At 39.2% G+C, this 18,229-nt stretch carries 12 protein-coding genes and 2 pseudogenes; all 14 read right to left on the reverse strand.

Going from position 1 to position 18,229, the window contains the following annotated elements; genetic code table 11:
• Positions 1 to 6 precede the first annotated feature (6 nt).
• The 14 genes and pseudogenes from M5V91_RS18020 to M5V91_RS18085 all read right to left on the reverse strand — a co-directional run bounded on the left by M5V91_RS18020 (position 7) and on the right by M5V91_RS18085 (position 17,809).
• On the reverse strand, positions 7 to 1,062 hold the full coding sequence (locus M5V91_RS18020; RefSeq protein WP_284522291.1) for an AMP-binding protein: 1,056 nt from the start codon (positions 1,060 to 1,062) through the stop codon (positions 7 to 9).
• Positions 999 to 2,363, reverse strand: coding sequence for an AMP-binding protein (locus tag M5V91_RS18025; protein ID WP_284521412.1), 1,365 nt, complete (start codon positions 2,361 to 2,363; stop codon positions 999 to 1,001). The genes M5V91_RS18020 and M5V91_RS18025 overlap by 64 nt, the downstream gene beginning before the upstream one ends.
• Positions 2,360 to 3,030 (reverse strand): annotated as a pseudogene (locus M5V91_RS18030) (condensation domain-containing protein). The gene M5V91_RS18025 and the pseudogene M5V91_RS18030 overlap by 4 nt, the downstream one beginning before the upstream one ends.
• 62 nt (positions 3,031 to 3,092) lie before the next feature.
• Positions 3,093 to 4,847, reverse strand: a complete 1,755-nt coding sequence (locus M5V91_RS18035) for a non-ribosomal peptide synthetase (RefSeq protein ID WP_284521413.1) — start codon at positions 4,845 to 4,847, stop codon at positions 3,093 to 3,095.
• 134 nt (positions 4,848 to 4,981) lie between these two features.
• A complete protein-coding gene (locus tag M5V91_RS18040) occupies positions 4,982 to 6,013 on the reverse strand; it encodes a condensation domain-containing protein (protein ID WP_284521414.1) in 1,032 nt (343 codons plus the stop codon).
• Positions 5,992 to 6,213, reverse strand: coding sequence for a hypothetical protein (locus M5V91_RS18045; RefSeq protein WP_284521415.1), 222 nt, complete (start codon positions 6,211 to 6,213; stop codon positions 5,992 to 5,994). Before M5V91_RS18045 ends, M5V91_RS18040 begins: the two co-directional genes overlap by 22 nt.
• A gap of 14 nt (positions 6,214 to 6,227) precedes the next feature.
• Positions 6,228 to 7,250: a TauD/TfdA family dioxygenase gene (locus tag M5V91_RS18050; protein WP_019379470.1), complete on the reverse strand. Its 1,023-nt coding sequence runs from the start codon at positions 7,248 to 7,250 to the stop codon at positions 6,228 to 6,230.
• Between the two features lie 53 nt (positions 7,251 to 7,303).
• Positions 7,304 to 11,446: a condensation domain-containing protein gene (locus M5V91_RS18055; RefSeq protein ID WP_284521416.1), complete on the reverse strand. Its 4,143-nt coding sequence runs from the start codon at positions 11,444 to 11,446 to the stop codon at positions 7,304 to 7,306.
• A gap of 5 nt (positions 11,447 to 11,451) precedes the next feature.
• Positions 11,452 to 12,999 carry a condensation domain-containing protein gene (locus M5V91_RS18060; protein ID WP_369425993.1) on the reverse strand — a complete coding sequence of 516 codons (1,548 nt, stop codon included), beginning with the start codon at positions 12,997 to 12,999 and terminating at the stop codon, positions 11,452 to 11,454.
• Positions 12,996 to 13,244 (reverse strand): condensation domain-containing protein, encoded by a 249-nt coding sequence (locus M5V91_RS18065; RefSeq protein ID WP_284521417.1) that lies wholly within the window; start codon positions 13,242 to 13,244, stop codon positions 12,996 to 12,998. The genes M5V91_RS18060 and M5V91_RS18065 overlap by 4 nt, the downstream gene beginning before the upstream one ends.
• Positions 13,245 to 13,258: 14 nt before the next feature.
• Positions 13,259 to 13,972 carry a condensation domain-containing protein gene (locus tag M5V91_RS18070; RefSeq protein WP_284521418.1) on the reverse strand — a complete coding sequence of 238 codons (714 nt, stop codon included), beginning with the start codon at positions 13,970 to 13,972 and terminating at the stop codon, positions 13,259 to 13,261.
• A pseudogene (locus M5V91_RS18075) lies at positions 13,969 to 15,070 on the reverse strand (condensation domain-containing protein). Before M5V91_RS18075 ends, M5V91_RS18070 begins: the two are co-directional and overlap by 4 nt.
• 20 nt (positions 15,071 to 15,090) lie before the next feature.
• A complete protein-coding gene (locus tag M5V91_RS18080) occupies positions 15,091 to 16,284 on the reverse strand; it encodes an amino acid adenylation domain-containing protein (protein WP_369425994.1) in 1,194 nt (397 codons plus the stop codon).
• A gap of 145 nt (positions 16,285 to 16,429) precedes the next feature.
• Positions 16,430 to 17,809, reverse strand: coding sequence for a condensation domain-containing protein (locus M5V91_RS18085; RefSeq protein WP_284521419.1), 1,380 nt, complete (start codon positions 17,807 to 17,809; stop codon positions 16,430 to 16,432).
• Positions 17,810 to 18,229: the final 420 nt, after the last annotated feature.

Here is an 18,229-nt window from a genome sequence, read left to right on the forward strand (position 1 = left end):
CACCACCTAGAGAGAAAAATTATCATCGAGGTATACCTGTTTTTTGTTTAATATTTCCTGCCAAATGCCTGCAAGTGTTTTTTCCTTGTTAGTTTCCGGCAACCTGGCCGTTCTTCCAGGATGTTGGCCGCAGAGTTTTAGCAGCGCTGCCTTATCCGCTTTTCCGTTAGTCGTTAAAGGAATTGAATCAACAGAATGTAAATGTGCAGGGAACATGTACTTCGGTAAATCGTGAAGAAGCCTTTGCCTCAGTCCTTTAATTGCTATGTCATTAGCAAGTTCTTTAAAAACAACAAAAGCCGCTATTTCTTTTTCATTATTTTCATTGATCCTTACAGTTACTTCACAATCCTTTATCGAAGGATCGTTAGATATATAGCTTTTGATTTCTCCTAACTCAATCCGGTGTCCCTTGATCTTTACCTGGTCATCCGCCCTCCCGATATACTCAATATCACCACTCGGGAGTATCCTGCCAACGTCCCCTGTACGGTAAAGACGCCCGCCCTTATTAGAAAATGGATCCGGGATAAACCGCTCTGCAGTCAGAGCAAATCGGTTATTGTAACCTCGGGCAACGCCATCTCCGCTAACAAATATTTCTCCTTGTACTCCAATTGGAACAGGCTGAAAATCCTCATTAAGAATATAAATCTTAAGGTCGTTTAGTGGGCGGCCAATCAAACTTTTAGATCCCTCATGCGTTTCTTCTAATCGTACCTCCCGCCAAGTCACATGCACTGTAGTCTCCGTAATGCCGTACATATTGATTAGGTGAGTCCTGTCTCCGTACTTTTCAAACCAACGTGAGAGGTCATCAAAATGAAGCGCTTCGCCGCCAAAGATAATATATTTTAAGTTGAGGTTTGCAGGTACCTTTTCCATCTCATGTAACAGCTCTTTGAATGCTGAAGGAGTTTGATTCAATACGGTGATGTTTTGCTGAAGCAACAAGTTTAAAAATTCATTTGGGCTTCTTCTCACTTCGGATGGAACAATCACAAGTTTCCCTCCGTAAAACAAAGCTCCCCATATCTCCCAAATTGTAAAGTCAAAAGCCAGTGAATGAAAAAGTGTCCAAGCATCATTTTCAGAAAATGCAAAATGTTCCTCGGCGCTCCAAAAAGTCTTCTGACGTTATGGTGCGTATTTAAGACTCCCTTTGGTTTTCCTGTCGAACCAGAAGTGTATATAATATATGCCACCTGTTCCGGATAAACGTCCATGGAATTTCCACCACTGCCCTCTAAATTCCAAGGATCTTCCTCGTAAATGATTGATTTGTAATTCCCACCCAGGCTAAAAGTATTTTTGAATTTTGCATGAGAAATTACAATGTTACACCGAGAATCTTCTATTATATATAGCAATCTGCTCTCAGGCTGTTCAGGGTCGAGAGGTATATAGGTACCGCCTGCTTTCAGAACACCAAGAATGCTGATGATATATGAAATTGAACGGTCCTGCAGGATAGCTACCCTTGTCTCTCTTCCAACCCCGTTTTTTCTTAGGTAGTTCGCCATCCTGTTACTTTCTTGGTCCAACTCAGCATATGTAATTTCTTCTGTTCCATAGACGATAGCTGTCCGATTTGGAAATTTTTTAACTTGTTCAGCAAATCGTTCATGTATATTACCTTCTTTTGGATATTTGCAGCTCTTTTCTCCAAGCAGATAACTCTCTTCAATAGGAGTAATGGCTTTAATCTCTCCTAATCGTTCATTTGGAGAAAGGATCATTTCTGATAGAATCTGAAGATAACTATTAATCATTCTATTGATAGTTTCTTCTTCAAAAATTGTGCTATATTCAAAGAAACCTTCTATTCTCTCTGGTGTATCCAATAACGATAGTGACAAGTCAAATTTGCTAGTTCCCGTTTCTACTTCATAAGGTTGAAGAAGGCATTTATCCAGCCGGAGTGTGGACTGCTCTTTCCGCTGGTAAACAAACATAGACTGAAACACGGGATTATTAGTTAGGCTTCTTGTCACATTTAAGAGGTCAACCAGTTTATCGAATGGAAGCTCCTCATGATCCTGTGCCTCCCGTACTATTTCGGATATTTTCCTCATAAAGGCAACGGATGTCTCTTGGTGATCAATATCTGCTTTAAGAGGTAGAGTATTGGCAATACATCCTATCAGTCTTTCAGTGTCCATCTGCTGGCGATTGGCAACCGGAACCCCAAGTATAAGCTCTTTTTGATTAGTGTATTTGTATAAAAAAACATAATAGGCTGCTATGAAAATAACAAAAGGAGAAACCTTATACTCCACGCTCGCATCTCTAATAGCACTTACAATGACGCTGTCTACTTCAAATCTTTTAATGCTTCCTGCAGATTTCCCTTCTTTGTTCATGCCAGAATCTGCTGGAAGCATAAGGAGAGGAGGATTCTCCCCGATCTTTTTTTCCAATAAGCAGACTGTCTGTCTAAATCCCCATTTTCAAATCTTCCACGTTGCCATTGTGCATAATCGGCATATTGTATGTTCAGTTCCTCAGACTTTTTCCCTGTAAAGAGGTCTGTTATCTCCTGCATCAGGACTCCTGTAGACCAACCATCAAATACTATATGGTGAAAAACCAATAACAGGATATGATCTTCTTCAGTAAGCTTGTAAATTTCTATTTTGTACAGAGGGCCGGAAGAAAGACTGAATGGGACAGATGCTGATTTTTTTATCTGTTCATTTGCTTTTTTTCCTTTTCCTGCAATGTTTCCCCATTGATTTTAATTACAGGGATTTTCACCTCTTGATAAGGATTGATGTGCTGAGTTGGTGTACCCTTAGAATTTTCGAATCCCGCCCTCAGAACTTCATGTTTTTGTATAATCCTGTTAAAAACTTGTTCCAATTTATTAAAATCTGCCGGTCCAGTCATTCTCATGGCAAGCGGAATATTATAAGCTGCACTTGAACTTTTAAGTTCGGAAGCAAACCACATTCTTTCCTGCGCATAAGATAAAGGATATTCATTTTGATTCTCCCGCTTAGGAATGGTGTTTGCCGTTCTTAGTCCCATTTGCTTTTTCAATTGCTTTAATATCTCAAGTTCTTTTTCCAGACTCAAAGGTTACCCTCCTTTCATATCTTTGCTTCTTCGGAAGCCATTTTTTCGGCTTTTAGATAAGCTTCGGAAACCAGTCGAATATACTTATCTTCATGCGGGTATAGTTCTTGAATACCCTTTGCCAGATTTTCAACTGTCTCTGATTCAAATAACAGACTGACCGGTACATCGAGCTCATAAATTTTCCTTATACGGGAAATGATTTGCGTAGCGTTCAATGAATGCCCGCCCAGTTCGAAAAAATTGTCTCTGATTCCTACTTGCTCTTTTTTAATGACACTTTTCCATATCCCTGTTATTACTTGTTCCAATTCAGTTTTCGGAGAAACATACCTTCCTTTCTCAAGCCTATTGTATAAGGCCAGCAGTGAACTTCTATCTGTCTTGCCGTTATTATTAAGCGGAAACTCGGCTAAAACGATAATTTTGGCTGGCACCATATACACCGGCAGCCACTTTCTTAAGTACTCTTTTATCTCCTCTTCTTCTGCATTCCCAGTGCAGAAAGCAAGGATCGTTGTTCCTTCTTGGACAAGCGGAAAGACGATTGCTTCTTTCACAGAAGGATGTGTCCTCAACACCGCTTCCACTTCATTTAAATCAGCCCGTTTGCCATTAATTTTTATCTGTTCGTCAATGCGTCCGACAAATTCAAGCTCACCGTTTACCATGAGGCGGGCAAGATCTCCAGTTTTATAAAGCCTTTTTCCGTGTTCGAATGGATCAGGCAAGAATTGAGTTGCGGTCAGGCTCCGGTTTTCAAAATAGCCGCGGGAAACAGATGTCCCTCCTATATAGAGCTCTCCAGTCTCCCCTACAGCTGTTCTTTCCATTTCCTTGTTCAGCACCAACACCTTCGTATTTCTAACTGGTTTTCCCATTGGCACAAACAATTCATTTTTGATAGAGGAGAACGTTGAATTCGAAGTAGTTTCTGTAGGGCCATATAGATTAATAACCTGTATATTCGGAAACAGCTCCCATGTATCTTTGAGCAGAACACTGCTGATTTTTTCTCCACCTACCAACAGATGAGTTATTCCTGTTTTTACTTTTTCTGCTAGGATATCATCTTTAAGTATTTCCCCCACTAGAACATTCCATAGAGAAGGAACTAGGTTCAAAGTATTCAGTTCATATTCTAAAAATTTCTCAAGAAAGCGAACTGGCTCAAGAACATCTTCTTCTGAAAAGAGTGTTACCTTTTTTCCCCTCATCAACGGATAAAACAGTTGTTTTAAAAAGGCGTCAAATCCAAGTTCTGAAATAAAAGGTAGCTTTAAGTCCTCGTTTTTGAACTGCTGATCCACCCATAAAATATAATTTAGCAGGCTGTCATGCTGAACTGAAACGCCTTTAGGCATACCGGTTGAACCTGAAGTGAAAAGTACATAAGCTAGTTGTTCAGGAAGAACGGAAGATACGAAAGGCACTTCAACTTCCTGCTGAATTTTTAATCGCTCTGCTTCCAAGTCCAGGACTTTAATGCCTAAGTTAATATCTTTCAAACCAGCTTGTTCTTTTGTAATCGCTAAGGATGCGCCACTGTTCTTAATAGCGTATTGTACTCGGTTAACAGGCCACTTCACGTCAATTGGAACAAAGCAGCCTCCCGCCTTTAAAACTGCTAATATACTAATGACAGCCTCTTCAGATCTTGGAAGAAAGATAGCTACACGGTCCTCTGGATTGATATATTGTTTAATATATCTTGCCAAACAGTTCACTTTGCTGTTAAGTTCCCTGTAAGAAAGCGTTTTGCTATCCACAACTAGAGCTGGTAGATCACTATGGGCTTGAAAGCTTTCTTCCAATAGCTCTAAGATAGAACTCCTTTCTCGAACAGAATCTAGACTATATGTTCTGTTTAGTTGGTCTTGTAGGAAATTCTCTTCTGTCTCAGTTAAGAAAGACAGGCATTTAAGTTTTTCTCTGGGGAATCAGCACAAACCTTAAGATGATGGATAAATTCATTTAGCAATTTTTCTGCATCATCTCTTCTGTAGTTGCATGCATTAAATTGAAGAATCATTTTATATCCTTCTTCAGCAGGAAAAATTGTCAGAAAGAGTTTATGCTTTTCAGAATAGGTGGCCAAATCTTCGATAGATACAGAAAATGGTTCTGGCCAGTCAATCTTATCGATATAACGCGCCTGGTACGGAATAAAGTCTTCAGACTTTGACATAAGTGTCAGTGGATTCACATATTCTGCTTTATCAAACAGAGCCTTTGTATGCTTTTGCCACTTCTCCGCATATTCGATATACGTATAGTCGTTATAATCAAGCTGTACAGGCAACACTTTCTCAAACTGACCAACACTTTCTTTCAACTCTTCATATTCCCTTCCCTCTGCTACAACCCCGACCGGCATGTCTAAACAAGACAGTTTGGATAAGAACACTTTCCACCCGGAAAGAAGAAGAGAGGAAACAGAAAGGTTATACCGCATTCCTAAATTTTTTATTTCAGAGGATAGAGTCTGGTCTATCTGTTTTTTAATTCTTTGGAGACTAAGGTTTTTTGACTGCTCATTAAGTCTTTCGTAAGGAAGCACCGCTTGCCGCGGGATTTCTATTTGGACCTCTTCACTTTCATATATGTCATACTGCCACTGGCTAAAATCTACATACTGAATAATTTCTTCTTCTGGTAACTGAGTGTTCCCAACATAAAGGCTGATAGCCTGATGGATAATCATTTTTAAAGAAGCTAGATCTGTACATAAACTTAATCCATAAAGATTAATTTCATATTCTTTATCTTTTAATTTTCTTATCTCAATATGAACGTTTTTGCCTGCCCCAACATCTAATCTATTGCTTACAATCTGCTGGATGGACAAGTTATGGTCTTCCTCTTTATTTGAACTAGGAGAATATGAAAAACTAAAAGGCACTTTTTCATCAATTATTTGAAGAGGGTACTCCATTCCTCAACCTCCTGGAACCTTGTTCGCAGGATTTCATAGCGGTTCATGCATTCTATTAAGCACTCTTTTATTCTTGGGATAGAAAGGATCCCATTCATTTTGACAGATAGAAAACTATAAAACGGAGCTTCATAGACACCTTGCAATTTCCAGATCCTTTTCTGATGGTTTGACAAAGAGTAGCCTTCCATCGTTTTCATAAACGTCCCCCTTATTATTTATTCCAACTGCATGTTTCTGTCATTCCCACCAGTGTTCTTCGGTTTCCGGTATATGGTGAACGACCATGTGCCGTAAGCATGTTATCGAGCATCAGAATATCGCCTTCTTGCCAGGAGAACATCACTGTTTCTTCTTCGTACACTTTTCGGATATGCTCCAGTACTTCTGGCTCAATCTCTGTTCCATCTCCATAAAAAGAATTTTTGGGAACATCCTGGACATCATATTGCCTTAAAATTTCTTCCCTAATTTCCTTGTTAAGTGTAGTAAGGTTAAAAGCGGTTATTTGATTGAACCAGAGAGGTGCTCCGGTCACAGGATGATCTGTTATAGCGGGACGTATCTGTTCTATCCTCAAGTGATCATCCGTTTTCCAGATACAATCCATTGCGTTTTGTCTGCAAATCTCCTCTACTTCCTCCTTAAGTTCCGTTTGAAATACATCTTGCCATTTCATTCCTAGGGTAAGTCCAAGATTTCTTACATACATTACTTGTTTGTCTTCAAACTTTTTTCTTATCTGCGGATCAATCTTTTGATAGATTCTCCGGCTATCAGCTATTGGTGTTTCCCCACCTGAAACAGCTGCGATGTTACAGTAAAAAAAGATTTTCATTGGCCATTCGTTGCTGTAGGCCATTTCATTATGCAGCTCTATCCACTGATCTGAATCAAAATCAGTTGAAGTGTAAATTTGATTCTTTACTGCGCTTCTTGGAGTAGCATGATCTTTGTATTCAAGGAGGTCCCCTGCTATTTCACGAATAAAGGTATGAAAATCCCTAATACCCTCTACCTTAAAGCCTCTAAAAAGTATTCCTCCATGCTTTAGCAGGAAAGCATTTAGTTCTTCACGACTCTTACTGGCCCATTTGAATAAGTCTACTTCCTCAGAGTTCGGAGTGATTACAATAGGTAAGAACTTTCCTTCCTTTAGAAGATTCTTGGTAACAAGTGGCTTATTCATCTGTACAGTCTGCCTTGTTCTCCGTTCCACTTTTAGTGTTTTTGTCATTGTTTGGGCTCCCTTTTAACTTAATATTGATATAGATGTTCTTTTCCGGCTGCTTAATCTGCTCCGATTCCGTTCCTTTTTTGGGACTCTTGTGATTGATTATGATAAAGTAGAAGCTTTTCCATTTCTGCCATCAGCATTCCTACTTCACACCCTGAATCAGTTCCCATTTGTGAAAGGACTGCTACAAGAAGATCCAGGTACAAATTAATGTCATCTTCATTAAAGTGAGAGCAACTGTAGTTAATATCCAACGAGAGGCTATCTTCAGGCACGATGGAAACTGTTAATGGAAAATTCGTTTGCTCAGCAATCTCCACATCCTGCACGCTGACACCTTCAAGAAGCTGCTGTTTTCCATCCGATGACAACATATTAGGGAAATTGGCAAAAATAAGACATGTCTCGAATAAGGGATCTTTTGATTTATATCCGATTATTTCCTTAATTTCTGTTAACGGCATATGCTCAATCTGACTTATTTTTCCTTGCAGGTTTTGAACTTCGGACAAAAGGCTCCTTACAGACTTCCTTTTAGTGACTTTAACCCCGATTGGAAGGGTATTAATGAACATCCCAACCATTTCTTCAATCCCCTTTACAGGGGCTGATCGACCAGAAAATACTGAACCGAATATTACCTGCTCCTTTTTCCCGAGAAAGCTAAGTAATAGTGACCATCCGCATTGAACAATAGTATTCAACGTAGCTTTTTCTCTAGAAGCTAAAGTCTTTAAGTTACCAGTGAGATCCAGTGAAAGCTTCCTCTTTATTTCCCTATGCCCACTGCTCGCCAAGTTTGATTTAGTTGCAGTTCCAACAAGTATCGCCCTTTGATCGTAATTTAATAAATTCTCTTTCCAGAACTCGTCTGTGTTTGAACGATCCTGTGTGCTTTGCCAGAAAGAAAACTCGCCAAAAGAAAGGGATGCCATTCTTCTTAGCTCTATGCCTGAAATGATATTTCTGTATGCTTCTGATAGCTGGTTAATTACCATAGGCATTGACCACCCATCAAGAAGGAGATGATGATAGGTCCAGATGAAATAATGGGTTTCTTCATTTAAGCAAATCAGTTTAAGCTTTAGCATCTGATCCCTACCTGGAATAAACCCTGTCAATCGCTGCATTCTTCTTAAATCTTCTAAATCAGTCTCGGCACTCAAACTAGATTTTCCTGACCAGTCTTCATACTCCACCTGCACTTTAGGTTCTGAATTTATTACATGAATCGGCTTGGTGAAGCCTTCCCATAAAAAGTCCGCCCTGAGAATACTGTTAGAAGCCAATACATGATCCCATGCTTTTGAGAACGCCTGTACAGAGAACTCCCCGCAGATTCTAAACGCCATCTGTTCTACATAGACGCCTGAATTCGGGTGCATAAGTGTATGAAAAAGCATTCCTTCCTGGACCGGCGATAAAGGAAAAATGTCTTCTATATCAGTAGAATGACTACTAACAAGTTCCCATTCATCCTCTCTGAGGCTGATTTTTGGAAAAGATTTTGGCAATAGCAGCTTATATTCAAATTGCTTGGCGAGGGCAATAATGTCCTTCACAGTTGAAACAAAAGTGGAAATAAGTATTTCAATCGTTTCATCTTTATGGACATAACTACTGTACATCCAATCTAAAGAAAGCTTTCCTCCTATGACTGCCCCCTCGACATCAATTAGATATGCTCTTCTGGACTCTTTACTTCTGATCGGTTCCGCACTCCTGTTGGAAATTTCAAAGAAATCATTTTCCCTAGAGTGCATTACTTGGCCTAGATAATTAAAACTGACATCAGATGCATTGTCTTTAAGCTCTTTATCTGTTAAATATTTCAATATTCCAAACCCGATACCATTTTGCGGTATACTTCGGATTTGTCTTACGGTACTTGTCAGGCTTTCGAGAAGTGATTGATTTTTACCTGTGTCAGACAAAAAAGGGAAAAGTGCTGTAAACCATCCAACAGTCCTGCTGAGTTGAACGCCTTTATTTATTTCTTCTCTACCGTGTCCCTCTAGGTCTACTTTGACTTGTTTATTTCCGGTCCATTTTCTTAAAGTAAGGATTAAACTTGTAATAAGTATCTCCTGAATCTTGGCATCCAAAGTTTGATTGACACCGGTTAATAGATATTGTGTTTCTTTTTCAGTAAAACTGATCGTTTTCTTGACCTTGCTTCCCTCTGTGTTTCGAATATCCGAGTTAATGAAATCTCTAGGTATCTTGGTACTGAATGCCGCTGTTTTTTTCCAATAGGGATACTCTTTCGCCAGTTTTTCACTTTTCGCATAATTCTGGAGAAAATGACCCCACTCTTTGAAAGACATTCCTTCATTAGGCAATTTCACTTGCTCATTCTTTAATATCTGATTGTACGCTGATTGCAGGTCCTCTAGTAATATTCTCCAGGAAACACCATCTACGATTAGATGATGGGCAGTAAAGAAAACTTCATATTTCTTTTCTTTTTCATTTCTGAAATATAGAACCTTCATCAATGGACCATTACTAAAGTCAATAGATGACTGGGCTTCCTGAATTCTTTTATTCTGGGAATCTAACGCAGCTTCACCATTTATGTCTATCACTTCAAATGTAAAACCAGGACTATCATCCGGAATCTGTACCCACTCATCACCGTTATGGATGAACCTTGTTTGGAAAGCTTGGTGGGCTTCAACCATACACGTTAGAGCCTGCTTAAATTCACGAACAGCAAGATCTTCTTTTGAATTGATAAAGACAGATTGGTTCCAGTGATGTGGATTTGCAAGTTCCTTTTCAAAGAACCATTTCATTATTGGTGTAAACGGCTGGCCATTTGCTCCTCCCAAATCTGTTAAATTAGAATTCAAGTATTCGTCGCTCTCGTTCTCCAGAGCAAGTGAAATATTTTCAATGGTCTGGTGTTCAAACAAGTCTTTAGTTGTTAGATGAATGTTTACTTCCTGACACTTTGCAGCAATTTGAAGTGCTAGAATGGAATCTCCGCCAAGCTCAAAATAATTATCATGGATCCCTACTTTATCAACCCTAAGTACTTCTTCCCATATGCAGGCCATTTTTTCCTGAAGAGAGTTCACCGGAACAGCAATAGAAGTACGTGTATTTTCAAGAACTTCAGGCAACGGAAGAGCTTTACGGTCAACCTTTCCATTTGTAAGCATTGGCAGTTCATCCAGTACTATAATCGATCTAGGGATCATATATTCCGGGAGCACGCTTTTGAGTGATGCTTTTAATTCCTCATTAGATATTGCTTTGTCCAAAGTTACATAAGCGTAAAGTGTTTTTCTTCCTGAAACTGATTCTGCTTTTACAATGGACTGCCTTACTCCAGGGATAGTTAACAGTGCTTTTTCTATTTCTCCTGTCTCGACCCTGTAGCCACGTATTTTTAGCTGGTCATCGTTTCTTCCAAGAAAATCGATTTCCCCTGTAGGAGAAGATGCTACTATATCCCCCGTGCGATACATCCTCCCTCCTGGAACTGTGCTGAATGGGTCCGGCAAAAATCGTTCGGCGGTCTGCGCTGGTTTCAAATGATAACCGCTTGAGAGGATAGGTCCTCCAATGTAAAGTTCCCCCGGCTTCCCATCGGGCACTAGTCTGTCCATGTTGTCCAGAATATAGGTTTTTCTGTTTGGGAATGGGATACCTATACTCACAATTGGTGTATCAGGCAGTTCTTTGCTAATTTTATAGTAAGTACAGGTTGTCACAATTTCTGTTGGTCCATAAAAGTTATAAAGTTCTGTTTTCCCTTTATTTACCAGGTTCCATGCTTCAGCGTGAGCTTTGGAAAGCTTGTCCCCTCCAATTGCCAGCATCCTTAACGAAGGCATTTCCAGCTGTCTATTGGTTAGACGGTAATACTGTACAACTTCAGTCCAATATGGGGTTGGAAGATTCCCAATAGTTATTTCATATTCATTCACTTTGTCTACAAATTCTTGAGCATCCCACAAATGTTCCCCCCGGATAAATACTTCTCCCCCACTAAATAATGTCGGGAAAATTTGTTCCGTTGAAGGATCAAATGTTATAGTGCCAAATTGAAGCACTTTATCCGATTCTTTCAATTGAAAAGTTTCCTTGAAAGATTGATAGTGAAGTAGAGCAGCATTATGGGTGACCGTCACTCCTTTAGGCTCACCTGTAGAGCCCGAGGTATACATCAGGTATGCGGAATGCAAACTGCTTACCTCCGCTTTTGCTGTTCTACCACCAATGTCTTGTTTAACCGAGACTGGGATACAAGTAATACCAGTGAAACTAGCAGTCTGCCCTTTTTTCCTACAATCATGAAACGAGCCTCTGAATCATGAAGAATATATCTTATCCGTTCTTCTGGCATATGCTTGTCAATAGGAACATAAACTCCGCCTGCCTTTAAGATACCCAATATGGCAATTACAAGATCGGCCGACCTTTCCATCATGACAGCAACGTGCTGTCCTGTAGTTAGCCCTTTTTCCACCAGATGTGCTGCTAACTGATTGGAACGGCGGTTAAGCTCTTTATATGTATAAGCATCATTTTCACTTCTCACAGCAATCTTGTTCCCGTAGATAAGAACCTGTTTCTCAAATTGTTCATGTAATGTAAATGGTCCCGTTATCTTCTGTTTTAAAGTTCTTCCATGTATTACTGTTTTTTTCGTTTCTTTTTCATCCTTTAGCTGAAGGCTATCCACTGTTTTGTTTACATCATCAAGAACCTGATTCATAAATAAAGTTAATCTGTTCAAGATAGCCTCGGCATCATCATTATTGATTGCAGAGGAAGAAAAATGGAGGCGGAGAAGGAGTTTCCCTTCATATGGAATTACCGCTAAACTAACAGGAAAATTGGACTTTTCCTCTACCTGGAAACGAGTAATGGCTAGGCCTGCTTTTTCATCTGTAAAAAGCTTGGGATCAAATGGATAGTTCTCGAAAACAATGATGCTGTCAAATAGCGGTTTATCTGCGCTTAGCCCACTGACTTTTTGCACTTCGAACAATGGGGTATATTCATACTGAAGCAATTCAGTCTGCTCTTTTTGAACCTGCTGGATTACTTCCAGCATTGTATCTTCCCTTTTAAGTCGAATTCTTAAGGGGAGTGTATTTATGAATGGACCGACAATTCTATCGGAGTTTCTCACTTCAGGCCTGCGACCGGACATTACTGTCCCCATTACCACATCCGTAAAGTCAGTCCTGCTGTTTATCAATAAAGCCCATAGGCTCTGTAAAACCGTAAACAGAGTTACGTTATGATCACGGGCAAGTGATTCAAGTCTTGTTCTTTCCTGTTCAGATATAAAGCAATCCCTGTACTGATCCTGAACGGAGTGCATACTATTACCCCGTTTTGTTTTGAGATAACTGGGTTCTTCCAATCCTTCCAGCTTTCTTCGGAAAAATTCAAGAGCTTCACTAAGCTCTTGTTTGTTAAGCCAAGAAATATATTCTCCGTACTGTGGAGTATTTTCTAAACTAAGTGGCTCATCTCTTATTGTTGAATGGTAAAAGTCCAGAACATCCTTTAGTACAAGGGGCATAGACCAGCCATCCATCAAAAGGTGATGAAAGGTCCAGATGAACTCATATCCATCAGTTAGCTTTATTAAACAAAACTTCATCAAAGGTCCCTTCTCAAGGTCAAAAGGTTCTACTCGTATATCCTCAGCAGTTTTGTTAAGTTTTTCATCGGCTTCATATAGCGGGCAATCCCATGACTTTTCCTCCCACGGAACTTTTATTTTTTTTGTACTACCTGAAGTTGGCTGTTAATCCCTTTCCAATGAAAAGTGGTCCTTAGAGCATCGTGCCGCTCGACGGTCTTTTCCCAAGCCCGACGGAAAACTTCCTTTTCAAGAGCATCTGATAATGAGAACCGAATCTGCTCAATATATAAGCCTGTTTCTGGCTGATGTACAGCATGAAACAGCATACCTTTTTGCAAGGGAGAGCATTCATAAATATTTGCAATATTTTTTATATCCATAAAGGGACTCCTTACTAGTTACTTTGTTTAAGAGAAAGCAAAAATTTATCCAAAGCTCCTTGGTCCAGGTTTGCTTCAGGAAAATCACTTGCTACCAGGCCAATTTCTTCCGTTACTGTACAAAAACGTATCAACTCACGGATATTAGTTAGAATATCTGTACAAAGGCGACCAATATCTTCTTCAGAAAAACTTGGACTATAATGTATTCGCACACATAGTTGCTCATTGAAGATATATGGTTCAAATTCTAGGAGATAGACTCTCTTTTCAGAAGGGTTTTTTACAGACTCGCTTAGATAGCTGTGAAAAGAAAAGTGTTTTGAACGGAAAAAAGTCTGATCCACTTTTCCAAGATAGTTGTAGCTGAAGAGGCTATTACTAAGCTGCGGCCCCTCCATTTCTTTTAGCCACCGTGCGACACCATAGGTAATTCCTCCATTTGGAAATCTTCTCAAGCTGTTTTTCGCATGTTTTAACAACACATTATCTTGAGCCTTTAAAAGGCTACCTTCCAGAAAGACTGGATAAACACTTGTAAACCACCCTACAGTCCTTGAAAGATCAATATCAGATGTAAAAGGATCACGCCCATGGCCTTCGAGATCAATCACTAAATTTTTGTCACCTGTAAAAGTTTTCAAAGACGAAGCAACCGCTGCAAATATGACTTCATTGGCTTTTGTTTCAAAATATTTCGGAACCTCTTTTAGAAGGGAAAGGGTCAAATCTTTTTCGAGCCACCCTTCTGCTTGCTTTTACTGCCTTCAGTCCCTTTATCCACGTTAGCCAAGACGCTTTCATCCGCCTTAAAAGACCTTGTTACAAGCCATTGATTCTCTTTCTTTAATTCGTCTTCATCCAATTCTCTTAAATAACGAGACCATTCAGAGTAGGTGAAATTTTCAGGCGGCAGTGCCAGTCGATCACCTTTCAGTTTCTGTTCTAATAGTAAATCCAGATCTTGCAACAGGACCTGCCAGGAAATCATATCAACGATCAGGTGGTGGGCAATTATTATGAGTTCATTTTCCCGTTTACCATCACAATCAATATACGCAGCTATTAATAGAGGGCCTTCTGTAATGTTTAAAGATGCTTGAAGTTCTTTAGCAAACCTGCTGACTTCACTTTCAATGTCCGCAGACATATCCATTTTTATATAGAATCTGAAAAGAAGATTTATCGTCTTTGTATTTTTGTACCCAGCTACCATTCTGTTGGAAGAACCTCAGTTTCAAAGATGGATGTACTTTCATCAAATAATCGAAAGCATCCTGTAATAGGCCGTATTCGATATCTTTTTGAACCTCTAACCGAAGTGCTTGGTTCCAGTGATTCTGATATAAGAACCCCTGAGCAAAAAACCACTGCTGAATCGGTGTTAACGGAACTGTTCCATGATCTACTGCATTTATTGACTTCTGCTTTACTTTCTTCATTGCTCTTGCCATATTGACAATTGTTTTCTTTTCAAAAATATCCTTGGGCTTTAATGTCCACCCTTTTTCTAGGAGTTTTGAGGATATCTGAATAGCGAAAATCGAGTCTCCTCCTATTTCGAAAAAGCTGTCATTCATGCTTATTTCTTCTCCGAGCAACTCGGTAACTACGTTACTAAGAACTCTTTCTTCTTGAGTCTCCGGGAGAAGAATATCCTCACGCTCTTCCTTAGCGGATATTTTAATTTTCAATAGTTTCTTTTTATCAACTTTTCCATTTTGAGTTAATGGAAGTTCATCCATCACTATAAACTGTGAAGGTACCATATAATGAGGCAGGCGGGCAGCAAGTTTTCTTTTTAGCTTACTAAGCGATATGCCCAAAGGAACAACAATAAAGGCTGCTATTCTTGATAGATTATTTTCTTTTTTAAGAGCACGACCGCTTTATCAACATCCACTTGTTCTTCAATTGCTGCTTCAATTTCCCCTACCTCAATGCGGAATCCATTCACTTTAACCTGTCCGTCAATCCTTCCAAGAAAATGAATGCTTCCATCTTCGTTATAACGAGCCAAATCACCGGTTTGGTACAGACGTTCCCCTAACCCGAAGGGATTTGGAATAAATTTATCTGCAGTTTGAGATGGCCGATTATTATAACCCCTAGTGATGCCACGCCCGCAAATATATATTTCGCCTTCAGTGCCTTGAGGAACCATATTAAGATGTTTATCGAGAATATATATTCTTGCATGTGCAGGAGGATATCCAATTGGAACCGCAGGATGATTGCATGTTTCACCGAGTCTGTAATAGCTGGACCACACTGAAGCTTCCGTGGGACCGTATTCGTTATAAAGGTCTATATTCGGGAATTTTTCCTTCTGAGATGTATGTAGACTCTTAGGAAAAGGTTCTCCTGCGACAATTACACATTCAAGGCTTCTCAATTGTGCTGTTCCTGCCTGGTTTAGCATTAACTGAACAAACGAGGGGACACTTAACATATGAGTTACTTTTTCTTTTTGAATTTTACCAAGCAGCTCCGGTACATCAAGCTGATTGTTCAAGTCTGTCAGGATAATTTCCCCGCCGACCGTCAGTGTCCAGAAAATACCTACCATTGAGCTGTCAAAGGATATCGAGGACAGCAGCAGAAAGCGGCAAGCTTTGTTCAATTTATATACTTGCTCTCTTGACTTGGTAGAATAATAAATGTTTTCATGGCTCACCATAACGCCCTTAGGTCTTCCAGTTGAGCCTGACGTATAGATGATGTATGCCAGCTGCTTTGGATTTAGTTCCATTAGTGGTTCTTCCGCTGTATGAAACAAATCGTCCAATAATAGAAAATTTATATTAGGTACAGATAAGTCCATTATTCCGTCTGTGATGATTTTCGAAATGCCTGCATCCATTATCATGTATTCGAGTCGTTCTCTGGGATACTTAAGGTCTAGAGGAATATAGACTCCACCGGCCTTTAGAATTCCGATGATCCCAACAATGGCTTCTACACTTTGGGAAACTGCAAGCCCTATCCTCTCCTCCTGACAGATTCCAAGTTTTTCAATCCTCCAGCCAATTTGCTGGATTTCTCAGAAAGTTCACGGTATGTAAGGGTATCTCCTCCCATAGTTACAGCAGGAGAATCGGGATTTAAACGGGCCTGCTTTTCAATTTCAAGTATAAGATTTGGCTGATTGGTGTTTTTAAGAAGTTGGGGGTGATTAAGGGAATTCAACTGGTGTTTTTTTCACTCTCCAGCAGTAGGGGATATTCCTCCAGTACTGCGTATGGATTTTTAGCAATCCCTCTAAGTAGCTGGATAAAGTGGCCGGTGAAGCGTTTCATTAAGTTCCCATCATATTTTTCCGGATCAAATAATAAGCGGAAAGTAATCCCCCCATTAAACTCAATACCATCAAACTCAATTTCAAATTGTGTAATATTTCTTTTAAGTGGATAAACTTCGAATTCAAGTGATCCGAACTTCCCTTTTGCCCCGCCTATACCTAGAAAAGCTGGCCCCAGATTGTTCTTCGTAACACTTCTCATATTTGGAAAATTAAACATTACGTTCGCACGACCCTGTTCTTCTGCCAGTCCATTATCCTGCATCAGTCTCATAAGGCTGGAATAGGTAATCTCTTTATGCTCCTTGCTTCCTTCGAATTTCTTAGAGATTTGTTTGAGTAACTCTGAGAAGGTTAAGCCCTCTGTAAAAGCTCCATCTATATAAAGTGTGTTAGCGTAGAAACCTACGGATTTTAATGTTTTTCTGGTTCTATTAAAGAAGGGAGTGCCAACCCAGATATGCTTTTGCTGACTGTATCTGTGAAGTAAAACTTGAAAAGCAGAAAGAAGTATTATATATAAGCTCGAATCATTCATTTTTGCTGTTTCTTTTAATGCGTTTGCAAGCTTTTCATCAATTGAAAAGAATAAACAATCCCCCTTAAACGAATGATGATCAGAACTTTTTGCAGGGAGATTAACAGGATGTATACCCTTACCTCCTTGAAGCCTTTTCTTCCAATATTCTAGACTCTCTGTACTAGGGTATGCTTGTCCTTCTTTATTTGCTGAAAATTCAAAATATTTTAAGTCTACTTCCCGCTCTTCCGGTTCCTTTCCCTGAGAATACAAATCATAGAACCTGCCAAATTCCTTCATTATAACCATCATAGAAATTCCATCTATTGCAATGTGGTGTATATTGATCAAAAGAACTTTCTGAAAAATACAATTCTCCAAGATCCTGACTTTCATCGTGCATTTTTTTAGATCAAAAGGTGTATGAGCTTCCTCGCTTAGACTCTTGTTAAATTCTTCAAGACTTAAGTGAGAAAGGTTCTTTTGCTGGAAATCAAGTGTTTGATTTTCCATTATTTTCATAACAGGTATTCCATCTACCATTTCGTAAATCGTCCGTAATGAAGCATATCGATCTAAAACGCTCTGAAAAGAAAGTTTCAAAGCAGATATGTCTGCATCCGCAGGTAACAGCCAAGATGTAAACATATTTAAATGGTTCTGCTCTGAGGACAGATAGTGAGAACGCCAGAGATTTTCCTGATTTGGAGACAAGGAATAACTTTTTCCTGCGGTTATAGTCATATTAACGCTCCTTTAAAGATAAATGCCTTCTTTTAGAGTTAAGGCAGATAATGTATGGGAAACCAGTAAAGTAATATAGGTATCAAAATGTAACTTAGTTTCTAGAGGCTTAATAAAGTACTTAAAAGAAATCTTGGCAATGAATACTATCAAAAACTGTAGAAATTTCGCTTACATACTAAAAGTTTCACCATTATTTCAACACCAACGAAATTTTGTCTTGATTTCTTTTAGTTCATTTAACCTAACTTACTATCACAATATAAGTAATGATTCTATATACACACTTTCCCTTTTAATCATTAATTTTTAAATTTACAAAGCACCCATATCTCCTTTATAAGCTGAAACATTAATCCTCTCCAATATAGTTCAGATAGCCTACCTATAAGATAATCCTGTAACCTTTTACACTTTTTA

The sequence above is a fragment of the Cytobacillus pseudoceanisediminis genome (genome assembly GCF_023516215.1).
GTDB classification, from domain to species: domain Bacteria; phylum Bacillota; class Bacilli; order Bacillales; family Cytobacillaceae; genus Cytobacillus; species Cytobacillus pseudoceanisediminis.

Coding starts and splice junctions, on each gene's coding strand:
- M5V91_RS18045 (WP_284521415.1), bottom strand. CDS start 6,213: ATGAAAACGATGGAAGGCTACTCTTTGTCAAACCATCAGAAAAGGATC.
- M5V91_RS18085 (WP_284521419.1), bottom strand. CDS start 17,809: ATGACTATAACCGCAGGAAAAAGTTATTCCTTGTCTCCAAATCAGGAA.
- M5V91_RS18065 (WP_284521417.1), bottom strand. CDS start 13,244: ATGGATATAAAAAATATTGCAAATATTTATGAATGCTCTCCCTTGCAA.
- M5V91_RS18025 (WP_284521412.1), bottom strand. CDS start 2,363: ATGAACAAAGAAGGGAAATCTGCAGGAAGCATTAAAAGATTTGAAGTA.
- M5V91_RS18040 (WP_284521414.1), bottom strand. CDS start 6,013: ATGGAGTACCCTCTTCAAATAATTGATGAAAAAGTGCCTTTTAGTTTT.
- M5V91_RS18050 (WP_019379470.1), bottom strand. CDS start 7,250: ATGACAAAAACACTAAAAGTGGAACGGAGAACAAGGCAGACTGTACAG.